This window comes from Streptomyces sp. NPDC015346 (assembly GCF_043078785.1).
Lineage (GTDB): Bacteria > Actinomycetota > Actinomycetes > Streptomycetales > Streptomycetaceae > Streptomyces.
Genome location: NZ_JBIBTW010000006.1, coordinates 425,338 through 444,283, shown reverse-complemented (window position 1 = coordinate 444,283; position 18,946 = coordinate 425,338). Strand labels below are relative to the sequence as shown.

18 protein-coding genes are annotated in these 18,946 nt (G+C 70.4%); 10 read left to right on the top strand and 8 right to left on the bottom strand.

All coding sequences use genetic code 11. From position 1 onward, the window contains the following. Nucleotides 1–221 precede the first annotated feature (221 nt). The 5 genes from ACF06X_RS24345 to hemB all read left to right on the top strand — a co-directional run bounded on the left by ACF06X_RS24345 (nt 222) and on the right by hemB (nt 6,146). Nucleotides 222–1,031: a redox-sensing transcriptional repressor Rex gene (locus ACF06X_RS24345; RefSeq protein WP_392289399.1), complete on the top strand. Its 810-nt coding sequence runs from the start codon at nt 222–224 to the stop codon at nt 1,029–1,031. Further along, entirely contained in the window at nt 1,028–2,383 is a 1,356-nt protein-coding gene (locus tag ACF06X_RS24340; RefSeq protein ID WP_392289398.1) for a glutamyl-tRNA reductase, read from the top strand. Before ACF06X_RS24345 ends, ACF06X_RS24340 begins: the two co-directional genes overlap by 4 nt. Further along, on the top strand, nt 2,380–3,351 hold the full coding sequence (gene hemC, locus ACF06X_RS24335) for a hydroxymethylbilane synthase (protein WP_392289397.1): 972 nt from the start codon (nt 2,380–2,382) through the stop codon (nt 3,349–3,351). Before ACF06X_RS24340 ends, hemC begins: the two co-directional genes overlap by 4 nt. After that, nucleotides 3,348–5,018, top strand: coding sequence for a uroporphyrinogen-III synthase (locus tag ACF06X_RS24330; protein ID WP_392289396.1), 1,671 nt, complete (start codon nt 3,348–3,350; stop codon nt 5,016–5,018). The genes hemC and ACF06X_RS24330 overlap by 4 nt, the downstream gene beginning before the upstream one ends. A gap of 132 nt (nt 5,019–5,150) precedes the next feature. Continuing rightward, complete coding sequence (hemB, locus tag ACF06X_RS24325; RefSeq protein ID WP_392289395.1) at nt 5,151–6,146, top strand: porphobilinogen synthase; 996 nt, start codon at nt 5,151–5,153, stop codon at nt 6,144–6,146. Between the two features lie 3 nt (nt 6,147–6,149). Here the strand turns inward: hemB and ACF06X_RS24320 are convergent, their stop codons facing one another. After that, a complete protein-coding gene (locus ACF06X_RS24320; protein ID WP_392289394.1) occupies nt 6,150–7,076 on the bottom strand; it encodes an NAD(P)-dependent oxidoreductase in 927 nt (308 codons plus the stop codon). A 173-nt stretch (nt 7,077–7,249) separates the two neighbouring features. Between ACF06X_RS24320 and ACF06X_RS24315 the strand changes: the two genes are divergently transcribed. Then, on the top strand, nt 7,250–7,519 hold the full coding sequence (locus tag ACF06X_RS24315; RefSeq protein ID WP_392289430.1) for a DUF1876 domain-containing protein: 270 nt from the start codon (nt 7,250–7,252) through the stop codon (nt 7,517–7,519). An 85-nt stretch (nt 7,520–7,604) separates the two neighbouring features. Here ACF06X_RS24315 and argS read toward each other — a convergent pair whose 3' ends face one another. After that, nucleotides 7,605–9,374 (bottom strand): arginine--tRNA ligase, encoded by a 1,770-nt coding sequence (gene argS, locus ACF06X_RS24310; protein ID WP_392289393.1) that lies wholly within the window; start codon nt 9,372–9,374, stop codon nt 7,605–7,607. A gap of 229 nt (nt 9,375–9,603) precedes the next feature. Between argS and lysS the strand changes: the two genes are divergently transcribed. Together lysS and ACF06X_RS24300 are read left to right on the top strand one after the other, a co-directional pair. Beyond that, a complete protein-coding gene (lysS, locus tag ACF06X_RS24305; protein WP_392289392.1) occupies nt 9,604–11,328 on the top strand; it encodes a lysine--tRNA ligase in 1,725 nt (574 codons plus the stop codon). Nucleotides 11,329–11,453: 125 nt separating this feature from the next. Continuing rightward, nucleotides 11,454–11,690: a hypothetical protein gene (locus ACF06X_RS24300; RefSeq protein ID WP_392289391.1), complete on the top strand. Its 237-nt coding sequence runs from the start codon at nt 11,454–11,456 to the stop codon at nt 11,688–11,690. A gap of 16 nt (nt 11,691–11,706) precedes the next feature. Here ACF06X_RS24300 and ACF06X_RS24295 read toward each other — a convergent pair whose 3' ends face one another. From ACF06X_RS24295 to ACF06X_RS24285, 3 genes are all read right to left on the bottom strand, one after another. Continuing rightward, complete coding sequence (locus ACF06X_RS24295; protein WP_392289390.1) at nt 11,707–12,990, bottom strand: DUF2637 domain-containing protein; 1,284 nt, start codon at nt 12,988–12,990, stop codon at nt 11,707–11,709. 127 nt (nt 12,991–13,117) lie between these two features. Next, on the bottom strand, nt 13,118–13,846 hold the full coding sequence (locus tag ACF06X_RS24290) for a DUF3558 domain-containing protein (protein WP_392289389.1): 729 nt from the start codon (nt 13,844–13,846) through the stop codon (nt 13,118–13,120). A gap of 96 nt (nt 13,847–13,942) precedes the next feature. After that, on the bottom strand, nt 13,943–14,800 hold the full coding sequence (locus ACF06X_RS24285; RefSeq protein WP_392289429.1) for a DUF3558 domain-containing protein: 858 nt from the start codon (nt 14,798–14,800) through the stop codon (nt 13,943–13,945). A gap of 174 nt (nt 14,801–14,974) precedes the next feature. On the opposite strand from ACF06X_RS24285, the gene ACF06X_RS24280 reads away from it, so the two are divergent. Beyond that, nucleotides 14,975–16,168, top strand: coding sequence for an RtcB family protein (locus ACF06X_RS24280; RefSeq protein WP_392289388.1), 1,194 nt, complete (start codon nt 14,975–14,977; stop codon nt 16,166–16,168). 56 nt (nt 16,169–16,224) lie between these two features. Here ACF06X_RS24280 and ACF06X_RS24275 read toward each other — a convergent pair whose 3' ends face one another. The 3 genes from ACF06X_RS24275 to ACF06X_RS24265 form a co-directional block, all read right to left on the bottom strand. Next, nucleotides 16,225–17,058: a hypothetical protein gene (locus ACF06X_RS24275; protein ID WP_392289387.1), complete on the bottom strand. Its 834-nt coding sequence runs from the start codon at nt 17,056–17,058 to the stop codon at nt 16,225–16,227. 154 nt (nt 17,059–17,212) lie between these two features. Continuing rightward, nucleotides 17,213–17,977 (bottom strand): SDR family NAD(P)-dependent oxidoreductase, encoded by a 765-nt coding sequence (locus tag ACF06X_RS24270; protein WP_392289386.1) that lies wholly within the window; start codon nt 17,975–17,977, stop codon nt 17,213–17,215. Nucleotides 17,978–18,043: 66 nt separating this feature from the next. Further along, nucleotides 18,044–18,379: a YnfA family protein gene (locus tag ACF06X_RS24265; protein WP_392289385.1), complete on the bottom strand. Its 336-nt coding sequence runs from the start codon at nt 18,377–18,379 to the stop codon at nt 18,044–18,046. An 83-nt stretch (nt 18,380–18,462) separates the two neighbouring features. On the opposite strand from ACF06X_RS24265, the gene ACF06X_RS24260 reads away from it, so the two are divergent. Continuing rightward, nucleotides 18,463–18,945 (top strand): hypothetical protein, encoded by a 483-nt coding sequence (locus ACF06X_RS24260; RefSeq protein ID WP_392289384.1) that lies wholly within the window; start codon nt 18,463–18,465, stop codon nt 18,943–18,945. Nucleotide 18,946 lies beyond the last annotated feature (1 nt).

Genomic DNA, 18,946 nt, shown 5'->3' with positions numbered 1-18,946 from the left:
CGTGAGGAGAGTGTGCGGTTTTGCCCCCTTCGGGTTCTCAACGGGCTGACGCGCTCCACGGTTCCGTCATGACGCGATCGGGGCGCGTGACCCCGGTCACTTTGGCCGGACAAAACGGACACCATCTTTGTGCACGCGTTCACAAAGACATAGCCTGCATTCGACGGGGCGGTCCTGGGACATATGGCCGCCTTCAGCCCCGCTCATCCCGCAGGAGCACCGTGGCAACTGGCCGAACTCACCGACCGGCGACCCGCAGCCGAGGAATTCCCGAGGCCACCGTCGCCCGCCTTCCGCTGTATCTGCGTGCGCTCACCGCACTGTCGGAGCGCTCCGTACCCACGGTCTCCTCCGAGGAGCTCGCAGCCGCCGCGGGGGTCAACTCCGCGAAGCTGCGCAAGGACTTCAGCTACCTCGGCTCGTACGGCACGCGCGGCGTCGGCTACGACGTCGAGTACCTCGTCTACCAGATCTCCCGCGAGCTCGGCCTGACCCAGGACTGGCCCGTCGTGATCGTCGGTATCGGTAACCTCGGCGCCGCGCTCGCCGGCTACGGCGGCTTCGCCTCCCGAGGCTTCCGCGTCGCCGCGCTGATCGACGCCGACCCCGCCATGACCGGCAAGCCGGTCGCCGGGATCCCCGTCCAGCACAGCGACGACCTCGAGAAGATCATCAGCGAGGACGGCGTCTCCATCGGTGTCATCGCGACCCCGGCCGGCGTCGCCCAGCAGGTCTGCGACCGCCTCGTGGCCGCCGGTGTCACCTCCATCCTGAACTTCGCCCCGACCGTGCTCTCCGTGCCCGACGGCGTGGACGTGCGCAAGGTCGACCTCTCCATCGAGCTGCAGATCCTCGCCTTCCACGAGCAGCGCAAGGCCGGCGAGGAAGCCGAGGCGGAGGCCGAGGCCGCGGCCGGAGCGGGAGTCGTCGCGACGTCCGCCACCGGTGTCGGCGCGGCGGCCACACCCGGCCGCAAGGGCACCGACCGCAAGGGACCCGACGGGGACGTCCCCGCCGTGATGCCGGCATGAGCCTCCTCGTCGTCGGACTCAGCCACCGCAGCGCCCCGGTCAGCGTCCTGGAGCGGGCCTCGCTCGCCCCGGACACCCGGGCCAAGCTGCTGCAGGACACCCTCGCCGCCGAACCGGCCGCCGAGGGTGCCGTCCTGGCCACCTGCAACCGCATCGAGCTCTACGCCGACGTGGACAAGTTCCACGCCGGTGTCGCCGAGCTGTCCACCCTGCTCGCCCAGCACAGCGGCGTCGGACTCGAAGAGCTGACCCCTTATCTCTACGTGCACTACGAGGACCGGGCCGTCCACCACCTCTTCTCGGTGGCCTGCGGGCTCGACTCCATGGTCGTCGGCGAGGGCCAGGTCCTCGGCCAGATCAAGGACGCCCTCGCGCTCGGCCAGGAACTTCACACCGCGGGCCGGCTCCTCAACGACCTGTTCCAGCAGGCACTGCGGGTCGGCAAGCGCGCGCACAGCGAGACCGGGATCGACCGGGCCGGGCAGTCGCTCGTCACCTTCGGCCTCGAGCGGCTCGCCGAGGACGCGGACGTCGACGCCTGGGCGGCCGGCAAGCGCGCCCTCGTCATCGGCGCAGGCTCGATGTCCTCGCTGGCCGCCGCCACCCTCGCGCGCGCCGGCGTCGCGGAGATCGTGATCGCCAACCGTACGACGGCCCGCGCCGAGCGGCTCGTACAGATCCTCACCGAGCCCGGGGGCACGGGCGTGGCCGCCCGCGCGGTCGAGATGGCCGCCGTCGGCGACGAACTGACACGTGCCGACGTCGTCGTCTCCTGCACCGGCGCCACCGGACTCGTCCTGACCGGCGAGGCCGTCGAGAAGGCGATGACGGGCCGCACTGCCCCGCTCGCCCTGCTCGACCTCGCCATGCCCCGCGACATCGACGCCGCCGCCCACCGCATGCCGGGGGTCCGGCTCGTCGACATCGAGTCGCTGGCCGAGGCCTCGGCCGACGCCCCGATGGCCGCCGACGTCGACCAGGTGCGCGCCATCGTCTCCGACGAGGTGGCCGCCTTCGGCGCCGCCCAGCGCGCCGCGCACATCACTCCGACCGTCGTCGCGCTCAGGACCATGGCGGCCGATGTCGTGGCGGGCGAGGTCGCCCGTCTGGAAGGGCGGCTGCCCGAGCTCGACGAGCGGCAGCGCGCCGAGATCACCCAGACCGTGCGCCGGGTGGTCGACAAGCTCCTGCACGCGCCGACCGTGCGGGTGAAGCAGCTGGCCAGCGAGCCCGGCGGCGCCGGGTACGCCGACGCGCTGCGGACACTCTTCGACCTCGACCCGGAGACGGTCGCCTCCGTCTCCCGGGCCGACCTGAATGACGCCGACGTCAAGAACCGAGGGCGAGTATGACCGAGAGGGCACTGAGGCTCGGGACCAGGCGCAGCAAGCTCGCCATGGCCCAGTCCGGACATGTGGCCGATGCCGTCCGGCGGCTGACCGGCCGGCCCGTCGAGCTCGTGGAGATCACGACGTACGGGGACGTCTCCCGTGAGCACCTCGCGCAGATCGGCGGTACGGGGGTGTTCGTCGCCGCCCTGCGCGACGCGCTCCTGGCCGGTGAGGTGGACTTCGCCGTCCACTCCCTGAAGGACCTGCCGACCACCCAGCACCCCGAACTGGTGCTGGCGGCGATTCCCGAGCGCGAGGACCCGCGCGACGTGCTCGTCGCCCGGGACGGACTGACCCTCGACCGGCTGCCGGACGGCGCCCGCGTCGGCACCGGTTCGCCGCGCAGGATGGCCCAGCTGAACGCGTACGCGCGCGGCCACGGCCTGACCATCGAGACCGTGCCGATCCGCGGGAACATCGACACCCGCGTCGGATACGTGCACAAGGGCGAGCTGGACGCGGTGGTTCTCGCCGCGGCCGGTCTCAACCGCATCGGCAGGACCGACGAGGTGACCGACTTCCTGTCGGTCGACTCGGTCCTGCCGGCCCCCGGCCAGGGGGCCCTGGCGATCGAGTGCCCGGCGGCCGACGCCGACCTCGTCGCCGCGCTCGGCGAGCTCGACGACCCGCTCACCCGGGCCGCCGTGACCGCCGAGCGATCCCTGCTCGCCGCCCTGGAGGCCGGCTGCTCCGCACCCGTGGGTGCGCTGGCCGACCTGCTGGCCGAGGATTCCGGCCGCGGGCAGATTGTCACTGAAATGCGCCTGCGTGGCGTCGTCGGTACCACCGACGGCTCGACGCTGGTGCAGCTGTCCACCACCGGTCCCGTACCCGTGTCGTACGACCAGGCGATGGCACTCGGCCGCGAACTCGCGGACGAGATGCTCGCCAAGGGTGCGGCCGGTCTTATGGGGGAGCGAGCACATTGAGCCCCACCAGCCCCACCACCAGCCCCGCGTCCTCGGCCTTCTCCGGCCACGGGAACGTCACCTTCCTCGGCGCCGGACCAGGCGACCCGGGACTTCTGACCCTGCGGGCCGTCGAGGCCCTCGCCGGAGCGGACGTCCTGATCGCCGAACCGGAAGTGCTCGAGGTCGTCCGCTGCCATGCGCGAGCAGGCGTGAGCACGCCTGAGCTGACGGTCGTTGACGAGGCGTCAACAACCGCCGGTGTCCCCGTGTTGAGGGATGCGACCAATCTTGTCATGGAGGCCGCGCGAGTCGGCAAGCGGGTCGTCCGCGCGGTGACCGGCGACCCCGGCCTCGACGGGAACGCGGGGGCGGAGATGCTCGCCTGCGCCGCCGAGGGCATCCCCTTCGAGGTCGTGCCCGGCGTCGCCACGGCCGTCGGCGTGCCCGCCTACGCCGGTGTCCCGCTGCGCGACGCGCACGGCACCGACGTGCGGTTCGTCGACGCCCGTACCGCGGACGACCGCTGCTGGACCGAGGTCGGCGCCTCGGACGGGACCGTCGTCGTGTCCACCACGCTGGACTCGGTGGCGGCCGCGGCAGGAGAGCTGGTGGCGGCTGGCCGTAAGCCGGACACCCCGCTCACCGTGACCATCGGCGGTACGACGACGAGGCAGCGGACCTGGACCGCGACGCTCGGCACGATCGCGCAGGTCTTCAAGCAGGGCAAGATCCTTCCCTCGCCCGAGGGCCACCGGCCCGTCATAGCCGTGGTCGGCGAGCGCAGCGCTCCGGCGCAGCGGGACCAGCTGGCGTGGTTCGAGTCGAAGCCGCTCTTCGGGTGGCGGGTCCTCGTGCCGCGCACCAAGGAGCAGGCCGCGTCGCTCTCCGACCAGCTGCGCAGCTACGGCGCCGTGCCGCACGAGGTTCCGACGATCGCCGTCGAGCCGCCGCGCACGCCGCAGCAGATGGAACGTGCGGTCAAGGGTCTGGTGACCGGCCGCTACGAGTGGATCGCCTTCACGTCGGTCAACGCGGTGAAGGCGGTGCGGGAGAAGTTCGAGGAGTACGGGCTCGACGCCCGGGCCTTCGCCGGGATCAAGGTCGCGGCGGTCGGCGAGCAGACCGCGGCGGCGCTGGTCGACTTCGGTGTGAAGCCGGACCTCGTGCCGAGCGGCGAGCAGTCGGCGGCGGGGCTCCTGGAGGACTGGCCGCCGTACGACCCGGTCTTCGACCCGATCGACCGTGTCTTCCTGCCGCGGGCGGACATCGCGACGGAGACGCTGGTCGCCGGGCTGATCGAGCTCGGCTGGGAGGTCGACGACGTCACCGCCTACCGGACGGTGCGGGCGTCGCCGCCGCCGGCGGACACGCGTGAGGCGATCAAGGGCGGTGGCTTCGACGCCGTGCTGTTCACGTCGTCGAGCACGGTGCGGAACCTGGTGGGGATCGCCGGGAAGCCGCACAACGTGACCGTGATCGCGTGCATCGGTCCGGCGACCGCGAAGACGGCGGAGGAACACGGGCTGCGGGTGGACGTGCTCTCGCCGGAGCCGTCCGTGCACAAGCTCGCGGAGGCGCTGGCGGACTTCGGGCTGCGGCGGCGGGCGGCGGCGCTGGAGGCGGGGGATCCGGTGACGCGGCCGAGCGAGCGGAGACCGGGGGCGCGGCGGCGTCGGACGACGTAGTTCCGGGTGCTCTAGAGAGTGGGGTGCGGGGCCTGTTCCGGGTCCCGCACCCCTTCGCGTAGCGGCCACATGAAACGTATGCCCACAACCGGTCGGCAAAACCGGTCCGGCGGCGGGCGTAGCCTCGGGCGTATGAACTCGTACGGATCCTTTCCCGGGGCGCGGCCGAGGCGGCTGCGGACGACGCCTGCCATGCGGCGGATGGTGGCCGAGACGCGGCTGAATCCGGCCGATCTGATCCTTCCCGCGTTCGTGCGGGAGGGGATCGGCGAGCCCGTGCCGATCGCCGCGATGCCCGGCGTGGTGCAGCACACGCGCGACACCCTGCGTAAGGCCGCCGTGGAGGCGCTGGAGGCCGGAGTCTCCGGGATCATGCTCTTCGGCGTGCCGCAGGACGAGAAGAAGGACGCCGCCGGTACGGCGGGCACGGACCCGGACGGGATCCTGCAGGTCGCGATCAGGGACGTGAAGGCCGAGGTCGGGGACGAGCTCGTGATCATGTCCGATCTCTGCCTCGACGAGTACACGGATCACGGGCACTGCGGCGTGCTGGACGCGAGCGGGCGGGTCGACAACGACGCCACGCTGGAACGTTACGCCGAGATGGCGCAGGTCCAGGCGGACGCCGGCGTCCACGTCGTGGGGCCCTCCGGGATGATGGACGGCCAGGTCGGCGTCGTCCGCGACGCGCTGGACACCATCGGCAAGGAGGACGTGTCGATCCTCGCGTACACGGCGAAGTACTCCTCCGCCTTCTACGGCCCCTTCCGCGAGGCCGTCGGGTCCTCGCTGACCGGGGACCGCAAGACCTACCAGCAGGACCCGGCGAATCTGAGGGAGTCCCTGCGCGAGCTCGCCCTGGACCTCGAAGAGGGCGCGGACATGGTCATGGTGAAGCCCGCGGGGCCGTACCTGGACGTGCTCGCGAAGGTCGCCGAGGCCGTGGACGTGCCCGTGGCGGCGTACCAGATCAGCGGCGAGTACGCGATGGTCGAGGCGGCGGCCGAGAAGGGCTGGATCGACCGCGACAAGGCGATCCTCGAGACGCTGACCGGGATCCGGCGTGCGGGCGCGCAGATGATCCTGACGTACTGGGCCACCGAGGTCGCCCAGAAGCTGAGGCCGTAGTGATCAGCGGACGGTGAGCATCGCTGCGAGGCGGGAGAGGCCGTCCGCCGCGTGACCGGCCTCGACCGAGCGGTCCAGGAGGGCCTGGAAGGGTTCGAAGAGCTCGGTGCTGACCCCCTGTTCCTTGAAGGTGGTCAGGAAGTTGGGGAACGCGGCCTGGTTCACGGCCAGGCTGGAGACGTCCGTCAGGTGCCGGCCGGAGTCCAGGTCGCGGGCGATCTCCGGGACGAGGCCGAGCATGGCCGTGATCCACGGGACCAGGAGCTCGGCGTACTCCTCGGCCTTGATGTTCTCGGTGCGGACCAGCGCCAGCGCCTGGACGACGCCGATGAACATGCCGTACATGCCGGTCAGCAGGCCCAGGTCGTTCAGGGCCGCGAGCCCCGGGTCGGTGCCGGTCCACTTCGTGCCGCCGAGGGCCGCGAGCGTCTGGCGGTGGGTCTCGTACGCCTGCTCGTCACCGCTGTAGAAGACGTACGCCGCCGGGCCCCCGATCATCTGCGGGACGGCCATGATGCCGCCGTCGACGTAGCGGGCGCCGAGCTTCTCCGCCCGGGCGGCGAGGGCGCGGGCCTGCGCGGGGGTGCCGTTGGTCAGATTGACCAGCGTCCTGCCCGCGAGCTGTTCGTCGGAGAGGCCGGCGAGCAGCTCCTCCACGTTGTCGTTCGTCAGCAGGCACAGGACGACGAGCGGGCTCGCCGCCACCGCCTCCGCGGCCGTGGCGGCCGGCAACGCCCCCTGGGCGACCAGCGGGCCGGTCTTGGACGCGGACCGGTTCCAGACGGTGACCGGGTGGCCGGCGGTCAGGAACGCCGCGGCCAGGGCACTGCCCATCATGCCGAGGCCGAGGACCGAGACCGGGGCGGGGGAAGGGGCGGTCGGGGCGAGGGCGGAGGCGGAGGCGGCGGGGGCGAGGGGCGTTTCGGGCATGGGGGTGCTCCAGGGCTTGGAATCGGGGCTTCGAGCCGTCCTCGCGGCTCGGTTCGATCCTTCTCCTGGGCGGTTCGCCCCACAAGTACCGACTTTTTCGTCAGCTACGCACCGATTGGTAAGGAAGGGCGGGGCGGCGCACCCTGGAAGTACCTCAGGAGGTGGTCCTCGTGATGCACACACTCGTCGGATGGCACATCGAGATGGAGTTCCAGGAGGACGGCGACCGAACGAAGGCCGCCGCCATGGTGAGGCTCGGCGACGGCACCGAGTTCCGCGCCCGCGGCAACGCGCAGCGGCACCCGTCCGACCCGGAGCAGCTGAGGGTCGGCGAGGAGATCGCCGGCGCACGGGCGCTCATGGATCTCGCCTCGCAGCTGCTCCAGAAGGCACACAACGAGATCGACGAGGTGTCGGGCCGGACGTCCCACCCGATCCGCTGACCTCCCCGGTGCCGGAGCAGGAAGACGCCAGGCCCCGGCGCCGTGAGGAACGGTGCCGGGGCCCGCGTACGTCTGCCGTGAGGCGTCAGAGACGCTCGGGGGTACGGATGCCGAGCAGGGCCATGCCCTGGTGGAGCGTCCGGGCGGTCAGGTCGCAGAGGAGCAGACGGTTCTCCGCGACCTCCTTGGCCGGCGCGGGCTTGATGACCGGGCACTGGTCGTAGAACGTCGTGTAGAGCGAGGCGAGCTGGTAGAGGTACGCGGTCAGCTTGTGCGGAGCGTACTCGGCGGCGGCCTCGTTCACGGTCTCGCCGAACTGGTCCAGGTGGAGGCCGAGCGCGCGCTCGGCCGGGGCCAGCTCCAGCTCCGGGTGCGCGGCCGGGGTACGGTCGCCCGCCTTGCCGAAGATCGACCTGATGCGCGCGTACGCGTACTGGAGGTACACCGACGTGTCGCCGTTCAGCGACACCATCTGGTCCAGGTCGAACTTGTAGTCGCGCGCGGCGGAGGTCGACAGGTCGGCGTACTTGACCGCGCCGATGCCGACGTACTGGCCGTTCTCGACGATCTCCGGCTCCGTCAGGCCCACCTTCTCGGCCTTCTCCCGCACGACCGCCGTCGCCCGGTCCACGGCCTCGTCCAGCAGGTCCACCAGCCTGACCGTCTCGCCCTCACGGGTCTTGAACGGCTTGCCGTCCTTGCCGAGCACCGTGCCGAAGGCCAGCTGGACGGCCTTGACCTCGTCGTTCAGCCAGCCGGCCCGGCGGGCGGTCTCGAAGACCATCTTGAAGTGCAGGGACTGGCGGGCGTCGACCACGTACAGCAGGGTCGTCGCCTTGAGGTTCTGCACGCGGTCGCGGATCGCCGACAGGTCGGTGGCCGCGTAGCCGAAGCCGCCGTCGGACTTCTGGACGATCAGCGGGGTCGGGTTGCCGTCCTGGCCCTTGATGTCGTCGAAGAAGACACACAGCGCGCCGTTCGACCGGACCGCGACACCCGACTCCTCGAGGATGCGGCAGGTCTCCACCAGCATGTCGTTGTAACCGGACTCGCCGACCACGTCCGCGTCGTCGATGTCCATGTCGAGCTTGTCGAAGACCGAGTAGAAGTAGATCTTCGACTCGTCCACGAACCGCTGCCACAGCGCGCGGGTCTGCTCGTCACCGGCCTGGAGGTCGACGACACGCGCGCGTGCGCGGGTCTTGAACTCCTCGTCGGAGTCGAACAGCGCGCGGGAGGCTTTGTACAACCGGTTCAGGTTGGACATGGCCTCCTCGCCGGAGACCTCTTCGTCCGACTTGTGGTCCAGCTCGTGCGGGTGCTCCATGAGGTACTGGATGAGCATGCCGAACTGGGTGCCCCAGTCGCCGATGTGGTGGCGGCGGACCACCTTCTCGCCGGTGAACTCCAGGATCTGGACCATCGCCGCGCCGATCACGGCGGACCGCAGGTGGCCGACGTGCATCTCCTTGGCCACGTTCGGCTGCGCGTAGTCGATCACCGTCGTGCCGGTGTGCTCTCCGTACGGCACGCCGAGGCGGGCGTCGGCGGCGCGGGCGGCCAGCGTCCTGACGATCGCCTCGTCGGAGACCGTGATGTTCAGGAAGCCGGGGCCCGAGACCTCGATCTCCCGCAGCACGTCGTTGGCCGGGATTCCCTCGACGACCTTCGTCGCCAGCTCACGCGGGTTGCCCTTGAGCCGCTTGGCGAGGGCCAGGATGCCGTTGGCCTGGAAGTCGGCCCGGTCGCTTCGTCGCAGCAGCGGGTCGGCGGAACCGGCCTCCGGCAGGGCTGCCGAGAGACCTTCCGCGAGGCGCTGCTGCACGGTCGAAGCGAGGGAAGGGACCGAGGCCATGAGCTTCCGTTCCTGTCGTGGTGGGGTGGGGCTATTTCGCTTGTCAAGTGTCCCATGGGAGAGCAACGTGTTTTCCCCGGCTGTGGACAACCCGGAGCTGTGCGCGATCTCCGAGCTGTGGACAACCTCGGAGCTGTGGACAACCTCCGAGCGGGTCGTTCCGTCTGGGACAATGGCTGACGTACGGCTGTAAGGCTTGAGGGAATCCAGAAAGAAGGACGTACCGACCGTGGCTCAGAGCAGCACCGAGACCGACTGGGTCTCCCGTTTCGCGGACGAGGTCATCGCCGAGTCGGAGCGACGTGCGCCTGGCAAACCGGTCGTCGTCGCCTCCGGACTCTCCCCCTCCGGGCCCATTCACCTGGGCAACCTCCGTGAGGTCATGACCCCGCACCTGGTCGCCGACGAGATCCGGCGCCGTGGGTACGAAGTCCGGCACCTGATCTCCTGGGACGACTACGACCGGTACCGCAAGGTGCCGGGCGGTGTCGAGGGCGTCGACGCGTCCTGGGCCGAGCACATCGGCAAGCCGCTGACCTCCGTCCCGGCCCCGGCCGGCTCGCCGCACCCGAACTGGGCCGAGCACTTCAAGGCCGCCATGGTCGAGTCGCTCGCCGAACTGGGCGTCGAGTACGACCCGATCAGCCAGACCGAGCAGTACACCTCGGGCGTCTACCGCGAGCAGATCCTGCACGCGATGAAGCACCGCGGCGACATCGACGCGATCCTCGACCAGTACCGCACCAAGAAGGCCCCGGCGAAGAAGTCGCAGAAGCCCGTCGACGAGGCCGAGCTGGAGGCCGAGCAGGGCTCGGGCGCCGCCGCCGAGGACGACGGCTCGGGCGGCGCCGGCGGGTACTTCCCGTACAAGCCGTACTGCGGGCAGTGCGAGAAGGACCTGACGACCGTCACCTCGTACGACGACGAGACGACCGAGCTGGCGTACACCTGCACGGCCTGCGGCTTCTCGGAGACCGTCAAGCTGAGCGAGTTCAACCGCGGCAAGCTGGTCTGGAAGGTCGACTGGCCCATGCGCTGGGCCTACGAGGGCGTGATCTTCGAGCCGTCGGGTGTGGACCACTCGTCGCCCGGTTCGTCCTTCGTTGTCGGCGGGCAGATCGTCCGGCAGGTCTTCGACGGCGTGCAGCCCATCGGCCCGATGTACGCCTTCGTCGGCATCAGCGGCATGGCCAAGATGTCCTCCTCGCGCGGCGGTGTGCCGACCCCGGCCGACGCCCTGAAGATCATGGAGGCGCCCCTGCTGCGCTGGCTGTACGCGCGCCGCAGGCCCAACCAGTCCTTCAAGATCGCCTTCGACCAGGAGATCCAGCGGCTCTACGACGAGTGGGACAAGCTGGAGGCCAAGGTCCAGGACGGGACCGCGCTCCCCGCCGACGCGGCGGCGTACGCCCGTGCGGCGCGCACCGCGGCCGGCGAGCTGCCGCGCACCCCGCGCCCCCTCCCGTACCGGACGCTGGCCTCGGTCATGGACATCACCGCCGGCCACGACGAGCAGACCCTGCGGATCCTGACCGAGCTGGACCCGGAGAACCCGGTCACGTCCCTGGACGAGGTCCGGCCGCGCCTGGACCGCGCCGAGAACTGGATCACCACCCAGGTGCCGGCCGACCAGCGCACCATCGTCCGCGAGGAGCCCGACACCGAGCTTCTCGACTCCCTGGACGACGAGGGCCGCGAGTCCCTGCGCCTCCTCCTGGAGGGCCTGGACACGCACTGGTCCCTGGACGGTCTGACCACGCTCGTCTACGGCGTCCCGAAGGTCATGGCCGGTCTCGACCCGGAGGCCAAGCCGACGCCCGAGCTGAAGGCCGCCCAGCGCGCGTTCTTCGCCCTGCTCTACAAGCTCCTCGTGAGCCGCGAGACGGGCCCGCGCCTGCCGACGCTGCTGCTGGCGGTAGGCGCCGGACGGGTGCGCAAGCTGCTCGGCGCGTAGCCGTACGGGAGAAGTGAGGAAGGCCGCCGCCCGGTTCGGGCGGCGGCCTTCTGCATCCTTCGGAGGAGGCGGAGTTCCGACGTGGGCACGACGAAACCCGACGCCGGGCGGGAGACCGTGGAGACATGAAGAACGACGCCATGAAGAACGACGCCATCAAGAACGAAGTCATCGCCATCGTCGGATGGGTCGCCCTCGTCCAGGGCGGGCTCGGCGCCGGCGGACAGATCTTCGGCGACAAGGCCTGGGGCCTGCTCCAGAAGTGGTGGGACATCCCCACCGTCGGGTACGTCGTCCTCGCGCTGGCCGGCGCCGCGCTCGCGCTGTGGAGCGAGACGGCGAAGCGGCGGGCGAAGGCCTGAGCCCTCGCCCGTGGCTCTACGGGATGTGGTGCTCCACCAGGTCCTGCTCGATCCGCTGACGCAGGCCCGGAGTCAGCTGACGCAACAGCGACGTGCTGCGCGGGTGCTGCGTGCCGTACCGGTCGCTGAGCAGTATGTCGAGCTCCTCGTTGCTCGGGAACTGCTGGTTCTCCTGCACGTAGTCCCACATCGCCTTGTACGCGGCCTCCGCGAACTCCGCCGAGGACGGCTCCGGATCGACGTACTCCTCGTACGCCTCGAACTGCTGCTCCTGGCGGGGGCCCGGGATCGGGAGGTCTTCCGGGCCCTGCGGCACCGCCACGGGCGTGGGCTCCAGGCCCTCGACGTACTTCGGGGCGTAGGCGGTCTCGTGCGCCTCCGACGGCAACTGCGGCGCCGCGAACCACGGGCTGTGGTGGTTCGCGGGAGGCTGGTTCTCGTCCAGGGCCTGGCCCTGGGGCTGCGGCTGCGGCTGGAGGGGGCCCTGGGGGCCCTGGGGGCCTTGGGGAAGCTGGGGGGTCTGGGGCGCCGCGGGCACCTGTGCTGGCTGCGGCGCCTGGGCCACCTGCGCAACCTGGGTCGCCTGTGCCGGCTGCGGCGGGATCAAGGCCGGTTCCACACCCGCCGCCGCGAGGCCGGCGGCCGCCGTCTCCGCCAGCGGCACACCGTACTTCGCCAGCCGCAGCGGCATCAGCGCCTCCACCGGCGCCTTGCGCCGCCACGCCCGCCCGAAGCGGGCCTGCAGCCGGGCCTGGTAGATCAACCGGTCCTGCTCCAGCTTGATGACCTGCTCGTACGAACGCAGCTCCCACAGCTTCATCCGGCGCCACAGCCGGAACGTCGGCACCGGCGACAGCAGCCACCGGGTGAGCCGTACGCCCTCCATGTGCTTGTCGGCCGTGATATCCGCGATCCGGCCCACCGCGTGCCGCGCCGCCTCCACCGCCACCACGAACAGCACCGGGATCACCGCGTGCATGCCCACACCCAGCGGGTCCGGCCAGGCCGCCGCGCCGTTGAACGCGATCGTCGCCGCCGTCAGCACCCACGCCGTCTGACGCAGCAGCGGGAACGGGATCCGGATCCACGTCAGCAGCAGGTCCAGCGCGAGCAGCACACAGATGCCGGCGTCGATGCCGATGGGGAAGAAGTAGGAGAAGTCGCCGAAGCCCTTCTCCACGGCGAGCTCGCGCACAGCGGCGTACGAGCCCGCGAAACCGATCCCGGCGATGATCACCGCACCGGCGACCACCACCCCGATCAGTATCTTGTGCGTGCGTGTCAGCTGCACCGCGGCCACCCGCGACCCCTCCCGTCGTCGTCATCTCGCGGGCACAGCGTGGCACATGCGCGAGGAGCCCGGCCCCCGGGGGAGGGACGGGCTCCTCGAAAACACGTGCAAAAGCGGGTGTTCGCGACGCGTGCCGCTACGGGTTGGCGCTCGCGACCGCCGCGACGGCCTCCTTGGCGGCCTTCACCGCCCCCTCCATGATCACCTTGTCGGTGGGGGCGGACGCCCCGGCGTACCCGGCACCGTTGTACGTCAGCAGCACCAGCACATTGCCCGTACGCGCCACGATCGAGGCGTACTTGAAGTCCTCGCCCGTCTTGCGCAGCTCGTACGCCACGGCCTTCGACTGCTCGCCGACACCCGGCGCCTCGGTGGTGCGCACCTTCTTCGCGCCCTCCGTCGCCTGGAGCTTGGTCAGCTCCTTCGCGAAGTTCTCCTGCGCGCGCTCCTGACCACTACCGAGGGAGAGGTCCGACTCGTAGCGGTAGAAGGAGACGTCGAGCCAGCGGTACTGGGAGCCCTTCAGACCCTTGTCCTCGAGACCGTTCCACGAGCAGCCGCCACGGCTCGTCGTGTCGCTGGAGGGCGCCGTCGTACCGTTCTTCGCCTTCGCCTTCGGCACCAGGCTCGCGGTCGTCTTCGCGGAGATCGACTTGCAGACGTCCGGCAGCTTCGCGAACTTCGCGGGCTCGACCGTCTTCGTCGACTGCTGGGCGCTGGGGGTGGCCGAGGAGGCCGAACCCTTGCCCTTGTCCGGGCTCGACCCGGAACCGTCGGAGTCCGAGGAGCAGCCGGCGACGACGAGCATCACCGGAACGGCTGCGCAGGCGAGAATGCGGGAGAGTCGCGGGGCTGATCGGTGCATGGTTCCTTCAGTCGCTTGTCGTACGGTCCGGCCGTCGGCCACGGTACGCCGACACGTTACGGGGTCGGGGCGAGCCCACGGAGCGGCTCCGGGCGGCTACTCCTCCAGCCGCTCGGCGAGCAGGCGGGCCAGATTCAGCGCCTTTTCCTGCAGTTCCGCGCTGTCCGGGGCCTCCGCGGAACCGCTCGTCTGCTCCCCGTACTCGACCGTCACGATCACGTTCGATGTGCGGAACACCACGCTCACCGTGCGGTGCCGGCCGCTCGTTCCCGCGCTCGCGAGCACGTCGTCGAGGAAGGCGACCTGGCCGAGGCCCACCAGGACGCGGGGCTCCAGGCCGGTGGCGGCGGCTTGGGGGGTGGGGGCGGTGCCCGTGCCGGTGGAGGTGGTGGAGCCGGCGGGGTTCGAGGGGGTGGCGGAGCCGGACGGCCGCGCGGGCGTGCCGGAGGTCGAGGGGGTGGTGGCCGGGGTGCCGGCCGGGTTCGTGGGGGCGGTCGTGCGCGGGGGCGCGGGGAGGTCCGCCGCGACCTGCTTGCGGGCGAACACCTCCTGGGCGCGGTCGTCGTCGCTGACGGCCCCGTCGAAGGACACCACCCGCTCGATGTCGATGAGGAGCCGGTGGGAGGCGTCCGGGGCGTCGGCCTTCCAGGAGCAGCCGACGCGGCGGTCGGTGTCGTAGGTGACGGCGGCGCTGCCGCGGTACGCCCGGTCCCGCTCGTCGTCGGGCAGCTGGGCGGCGCCGGGCAGCAGGTCCCGGAGCGTCGGCTGCGGGACGGAGCGGCAGGGTTCGAAGAGGGTGCGGTAGCGGCCGGGAGCCGCCACCGGGGCGGCGGGGCCGGCTTTGGAGTCGGTGGCGGCGGTGTCGGTTCCGGTACCGGCGGAGCAGCCGGTGAGGCCCAAGGCGAGCGCCATGCCGAGCGCTGTCAGACCGGGTACGTACGCCTGTCGCTGCACGCTCACAGGCTCCCTTCTCCCGAAGACTTCCCCGAAAACTGTTTGCCGCCGGAGTCCGGCCGATGGACACAATGTCTATCGCACGCGCTGCCGTCGATGCCGGTCCGTCGTCACCTGTACGGGCCTTGGTGCCGGTTTTTGCGTTTTCAGACTTTTCGGGGGAATCGAGGAAGTATGTCGTATGTAGAGGTACCGGGTGCGAAGGTGCCCATCCGGATGTGGACCGATCCTTCCACGGTCGAGGGCGGCGCGATGCAGCAGCTCCAGAACGTGGCGACGCTGCCGTGGATCAAGGGCCTGGCCGTGATGCCGGACGTGCATTACGGCAAGGGCGCGACCGTCGGCTCCGTGATCGCGATGCGGGGGGCCGTGTGCCCGGCGGCGGTGGGTGTGGACATCGGCTGCGGCATGTCGGCGGTGAGGACGTCGCTGACGGCGAACGACCTGCCGGGTGATCTGTCGCGGCTGCGGTCGAAGATCGAGCAGGCGATTCCGGTGGGGCGGGGGATGCACCGGGACGAGGTGGATCCGCAGCGGCTGTACCAGTTCCCGACGGCGGGCTGGGAGGACTTCTGGTCCCGGTTCGACGGGATCGCGGACGCGGTCAAGTTCCGCCGGGAACGTGCTGCTTTGCAGATGGGAACACTTGGCTCGGGCAACCACTTTGTGGAGCTTTGTGTTGATATGTCCGATTCGGTATGGCTCATGCTGCACTCTGGATCCCGGAACATCGGTAAGGAACTCGCCGAGTACCACATCGGCGAGGCGCAAAAGCTTCCGCACAACCAGGGGCTCGTGGACCGGGACCTGGCGGTGTTCGTCGCGGACACCCCGCAGATGGCGGCCTACCGGCACGATCTCTTCTGGGCGCAGGAGTACGCGAAGTACAACCGCGCGATCATGATGGCGCTCTTCCAGGAGGTCGTCCGGCGGGAGTTCCGCAAAGCGAAGGTGACCTTCGATCCGGTCATCTCCTGCCACCACAACTACGTGGCGGAGGAGCGGTACGAGGGCATGGACCTGCTCGTCACCCGTAAGGGAGCGATCCGGGCGGGCTCCGGAGAGTTCGGGATCATCCCGGGCTCGATGGGCACCGGCTCGTACATCGTGAAGGGTCTCGGGAACGAGGCGTCCTTCAACTCGGCGTCGCACGGCGCGGGGCGGAAGATGAGCCGGAGCGCGGCGAAGCGGCGCTTCTCGACGCGTGACCTGGAGGAGCAGACGCGGGGCGTGGAGTGCCGTAAGGACTCCGGCGTCGTGGACGAGATTCCGGGTGCCTACAAGCCGATCGAGAAGGTCATCGACCAGCAGCGGGACCTGGTCACGGTGGTCGCGAAGCTGAAGCAGGTCATCTGCGTGAAGGGCTAGGGAGAAGGGGAACGGGGTGCCGTGTCAGTGGCACCCCGTTCTGGTCTCGTACTTGGCTACTCGACAGGAGTTTGCGTCTGGCCGGTGCGGAGCCGCCACAGGCGCATGTAGCAGCTCTGCTCGGTGCGGCCGAGGGCGATGGCTGCCCGGGCGGGATCGTTGAGCCGCAGCAGCTCGCCGTCGTCTGCCTCAGTCCAGCGTCGGCGAGGCGGAGCGATCCTCATCCCTGCTGGACGCACCCAGCTCTGGATCGCGGCCGCGTTGGCCTTCTTGTGCTCCAGGGCGAGGCAGCCGGGATAGTAGAGGTGCTCGGCGAGCTGCTGTGCCTGCTCTTTGAAGTACGTGATGACGTAGATCTGGTCCCGGGTGTTGCGGCGGGCGATGCGTTGCGCGCCCGTGATCTTCTTTGCGAAATGGCACAGGTAGGCGGCGATGGCCGTGCTGGCCGACGTGAAGGAGAGGAAAGGGATGCCTTCGGCGGTCCATCCGAGCGACCCGTCGGCATCGATGCAGCCGCGGAGGTAGTCCGGCCGGGAGAACTCGACACGGGGTGGCCGGATGGTCCGCGACTTCTTGCCGTAGGGAATCCCGAGTTCGTTGACGATGGTCCTTGCCTCGAGTGAGCTCAGGGACCACGTGGCCGAATGGTGCCGCTCGGCGAAGTTGGTGGTGCGGACCCGTTCCCTGACGGAGCTGTAGTACGGGGTCAGGCGCTGGAACTCGTGGAGGATGTGGATGTCCCGCGCGTTGATTTCGGCGGTCAACCTGCCTTTCTGGCCCGCGCCACGGGCGAGGTGACCGTCGGCCTGCAGGAAGCCGAACATGTAGGCGTAGCGGGGGTCTTCGAGGTCCATGAAGCGCACGGGCGCGCTAGGGTCCTGTCCAGCCATGGGAAGCCCTACTTCCTGATGGTGAGGCCCTCGGTCGGGACTGCAATCCCGGCCGAGGGCCGTTCTGTGTGGAGTTGTTGTCGACCCTAGGGCGGGTTTTCGATCGCTGTCCGGGTGATCGGGGTCGTTCACTCGAACGAGTCGTCGACTGTCGTCAGAGCTCGCGGTGGACCTTGGTGTTGGAGGCCTGGGCGCGGGGGCGGACGACGAGGAGGTCGATGTTGACGTGCGGGGGGCGGGTGACGGCCCAGGTGATGGTGTCGGCGACGTCGTCGGCGGTGAGGGGGTCGGGGACGCCGGCGTAGACCTTGGCGGCCTTCTCGGTGTCGCCGCGGAAGCGGGTGGTGGCGAACTCGTCGGTCTTGACCATGCCGGGGGCGACCTCGATGACGCGGACCGGGGTGCCGACGATCTCCAGGCGGAGGGTTTCGGCGAGGACGCGGGCGCCGTTCTTGGCGGCGACGTAGCCGGCGCCGCCTTCGTAGGTGGAGTGGCCGGCGGTGGAGGAGACGATGACGACCGTGCCGTCGCCGCTCGCGGTGAGGGCCGGGAGCAGGGCCTGGGTGACGTTGAGGGTGCCGATGACGTTGACCTCGTACATCTGGCGCCAGTCGTCGGGGTCGCCGGTGGCGACGGGGTCCGCGCCGAGGGCGCCGCCCGCGTTGTTGACCAGGACGGCGATGGTGCGGAAGGCGGTCGCGAAGGTCTGGACGGCTTCGCGGTCGGTGACGTCGAGGGCGTAGGCGGTGGCCTGGTGGCCGGCTTCGTTGATCTCGGCGGCGAGCTTCTCGATGCGGTCCTTGCGGCGGGCGGTGAGGACCACGCGGTAGCCGGCGGCGGCGAGTTGTCTGGCCGTGGCGGCGCCGATTCCGCTGCTCGCTCCGGTGACGACGGCGATGGGGGTACCGGCGGCAGTCATGACGTGCTCCTCGCGCGTGTGGTCGAATGCGTCGATCGCGTGGTCAGGATAGGCGGCGGTCGGTGGTCAGCGGGTGCGTGGGGCGTACATGATCACGGCCATGCCGACGAGGCAGATCAGTGCGCCGGTCACGTCCCAGCGGTCGGGGCGGTAGCCGTCGGCGACCATGCCCCAGGCGAGGGAGCCGGCGACGAAGACGCCGCCGTAGGCGGCGAGGATCCGGCCGAACTCGGCGTCGGGCTGGAGGGTGGCCACGAAGCCGTAGAGGCCGAGGGCGGCGATTCCGGCGCCGATCCAGATCCAGCCGCGGTGTTCGCGGACGCCTTGCCAGACGAGCCAGGCGCCGCCGATCTCGAAGAGGGCGGCGAGGGCGAAGAGGGCTGCGGAGCGGGCGATGAGCATGGGGAACAGGGTGGCAGGTGGGGCGGGACACGCTGACTGACGGATAGTCAGAAGATATGGGGGTTCATCGGTATCTTCTGGGCATGAGTGTGATGCGCAAGGCGCTGCTGGGTGTGGCCCTGACGGGGGCGGTCGTGGTCGGCGCGGGGGAGAGCGCCTGGGCTGCCGGGCCGCCGGTCGCGCCCGAGGCGGACCTGGCCCACCACGGCCACGTCGCCCTGTGGGAGGGGCGGCTGGGGGTCTGGTTGGTCAGTGAGAACCACGGTCCCTCCCATGTGTCGCAGGCGACGGTCCGGCTGGCCTTCTCCGAGCCGATGGCGGGTGGGCAGGAGCTTCCTCCGGCGTGTCTGTGGGCGAGCGATCGGGTGGTGGTCTGCCGGACGGGTGAGCTGCGGGCCGCTGGGGCGGCCGGTGAGCTGGCGCTCGATCTTCGGACGGCGGGTACTCCGGAGGAGGTGACCGTCGACATCGGCACGGTGTGGAGCGATGGTTCGACCGACGGGAACCCAAGGAACGACCGGCACCGGGTGCTCGTCCTGGCCACCGGTGACCCGTACGTCTTCTGAG

What these genes read in the sequence shown, in the direction of transcription:
- ACF06X_RS24260 (WP_392289384.1), top strand. Translation starts at nt 18,463, where the DNA reads ATGAGTGTGATGCGCAAGGCGCTGCTGGGTGTGGCCCTGACGGGGGCG.
- argS (WP_392289393.1), bottom strand. Translation starts at nt 9,374, where the DNA reads ATGGCCTCGGTCCCTTCCCTCGCTTCGACCGTGCAGCAGCGCCTCGCG.
- hemC (WP_392289397.1), top strand. Translation starts at nt 2,380, where the DNA reads ATGACCGAGAGGGCACTGAGGCTCGGGACCAGGCGCAGCAAGCTCGCC.
- ACF06X_RS24270 (WP_392289386.1), bottom strand. Translation starts at nt 17,977, where the DNA reads ATGACTGCCGCCGGTACCCCCATCGCCGTCGTCACCGGAGCGAGCAGC.
- ACF06X_RS24300 (WP_392289391.1), top strand. Translation starts at nt 11,454, where the DNA reads ATGAAGAACGACGCCATGAAGAACGACGCCATCAAGAACGAAGTCATC.
- ACF06X_RS24320 (WP_392289394.1), bottom strand. Translation starts at nt 7,076, where the DNA reads ATGCCCGAAACGCCCCTCGCCCCCGCCGCCTCCGCCTCCGCCCTCGCC.
- ACF06X_RS24290 (WP_392289389.1), bottom strand. Translation starts at nt 13,846, where the DNA reads ATGCACCGATCAGCCCCGCGACTCTCCCGCATTCTCGCCTGCGCAGCC.
- ACF06X_RS24265 (WP_392289385.1), bottom strand. Translation starts at nt 18,379, where the DNA reads ATGCTCATCGCCCGCTCCGCAGCCCTCTTCGCCCTCGCCGCCCTCTTC.
- ACF06X_RS24315 (WP_392289430.1), top strand. Translation starts at nt 7,250, where the DNA reads ATGCACACACTCGTCGGATGGCACATCGAGATGGAGTTCCAGGAGGAC.
- ACF06X_RS24340 (WP_392289398.1), top strand. Translation starts at nt 1,028, where the DNA reads ATGAGCCTCCTCGTCGTCGGACTCAGCCACCGCAGCGCCCCGGTCAGC.
- ACF06X_RS24275 (WP_392289387.1), bottom strand. Translation starts at nt 17,058, where the DNA reads ATGGCTGGACAGGACCCTAGCGCGCCCGTGCGCTTCATGGACCTCGAA.
- hemB (WP_392289395.1), top strand. Translation starts at nt 5,151, where the DNA reads ATGAACTCGTACGGATCCTTTCCCGGGGCGCGGCCGAGGCGGCTGCGG.
- ACF06X_RS24280 (WP_392289388.1), top strand. Translation starts at nt 14,975, where the DNA reads ATGTCGTATGTAGAGGTACCGGGTGCGAAGGTGCCCATCCGGATGTGG.